This window comes from Cryobacterium sp. M96 (genome assembly GCF_002929845.1).
GTDB classification, from domain to species: domain Bacteria; phylum Actinomycetota; class Actinomycetes; order Actinomycetales; family Microbacteriaceae; genus Cryobacterium; species Cryobacterium sandaracinum.
The window spans coordinates 1-1,732 of the sequence record NZ_PJJS01000003.1 but is presented as its reverse complement, the minus strand read 5'-3'; the positions used below and the strand labels follow the sequence as shown (position 1 = coordinate 1,732).

Below are 1,732 nucleotides of genomic sequence, written 5' to 3'. Positions count from 1 at the left end.
AATGGCTTGGCAGTGGTGTTCCGCTGTAGACAGACGGCACTGCTGTGCTCCTTAGAAAGGAGGTGATCCAGCCGCACCTTCCGGTACGGCTACCTTGTTACGACTTAGTCCTAATCACCGATCCCACCTTCGACAGCTCCTCCCCTTGCGGGTTAGGCCACTGGCTTCGGGTGTTACCGACTTTCATGACTTGACGGGCGGTGTGTACAAGGCCCGGGAACGTATTCACCGCAGCGTTGCTGATCTGCGATTACTAGCGACTCCGACTTCATGAGGTCGAGTTGCAGACCTCAATCCGAACTGAGACCGGCTTTTTGGGATTCGCTCCACCTTGCGGTATTGCAGCCCTTTGTACCGGCCATTGTAGCATGCGTGAAGCCCAAGACATAAGGGGCATGATGATTTGACGTCATCCCCACCTTCCTCCGAGTTGACCCCGGCAGTATCCCATGAGTTCCCACCATTACGTGCTGGCAACATAGGACGAGGGTTGCGCTCGTTGCGGGACTTAACCCAACATCTCACGACACGAGCTGACGACAACCATGCACCACCTGTATAGAGACCTTGCGGGGCGACTGTTTCCAACCGTTTCCTCTATATGTCAAGCCTTGGTAAGGTTCTTCGCGTTGCATCGAATTAATCCGCATGCTCCGCCGCTTGTGCGGGCCCCCGTCAATTCCTTTGAGTTTTAGCCTTGCGGCCGTACTCCCCAGGCGGGGAACTTAATGCGTTAGCTGCGACACGGAGACCGTGGAATGGTCCCCACATCTAGTTCCCAACGTTTACGGCATGGACTACCAGGGTATCTAATCCTGTTCGCTCCCCATGCTTTCGCTCCTCAGCGTCAGTTACGGCCCAGAGATCTGCCTTCGCCATTGGTGTTCCTCCTGATATCTGCGCATTCCACCGCTACACCAGGAATTCCAATCTCCCCTACCGCACTCTAGTCTGCCCGTACCCACTGCAGGCCCGAGGTTGAGCCTCGGGTTTTCACAGCAGACGCGACAAACCGCCTACGAGCTCTTTACGCCCAATAATTCCGGACAACGCTTGCACCCTACGTATTACCGCGGCTGCTGGCACGTAGTTAGCCGGTGCTTTTTCTGCAGGTACCGTCACTTTTACGCTTCTTCCCTACTAAAAGAGGTTTACAACCCGAAGGCCGTCGTCCCTCACGCGGCGTTGCTGCATCAGGCTTTCGCCCATTGTGCAATATTCCCCACTGCTGCCTCCCGTAGGAGTCTGGGCCGTGTCTCAGTCCCAGTGTGGCCGGTCACCCTCTCAGGCCGGCTACCCGTCGTCGCCTTGGTGAGCCATTACCTCACCAACTAGCTGATAGGCCGCGAGCTCATCCTTGACCAAAATTCTTTCCACCCCAGAAGATGCCTTCCAAGGTCGTATCCGGTATTAGACGTCGTTTCCAACGCTTATCCCAGAGTCAAGGGCAGATTGCTCACGTGTTACTCACCCGTTCGCCACTGATCAGAGAAGCAAGCTCCTCATCACCGTTCGACTTGCATGTGTTAAGCACGCCGCCAGCGTTCGTCCTGAGCCAGGATCAAACTCTCCGTAAATGTTTGACTGCACGACCACCGAAGTGACCGGCACATCTAGTGCAGAAAGCCACCGGAATAGGCGAACAATCTGCAAGTTTGAAACTGACAGAACAAATCATTACTGACTTGCTTTGTTGTTTAAATGTTTTCCAAAGGAATCTCTTCCGCGGTAC

Annotated in this window: 1 rRNA gene; it reads right to left on the bottom strand. The window is 54.7% G+C overall.

Annotation, left to right across the window (positions count from 1 at the left end):
• Nucleotides 1-55: 55 nt before the first annotated feature.
• Nucleotides 56-1,577: ribosomal RNA gene (locus CXY79_RS00015) — 16S ribosomal RNA — on the bottom strand.
• Between the last annotated feature and the right edge of the window lie 155 nt (nt 1,578-1,732).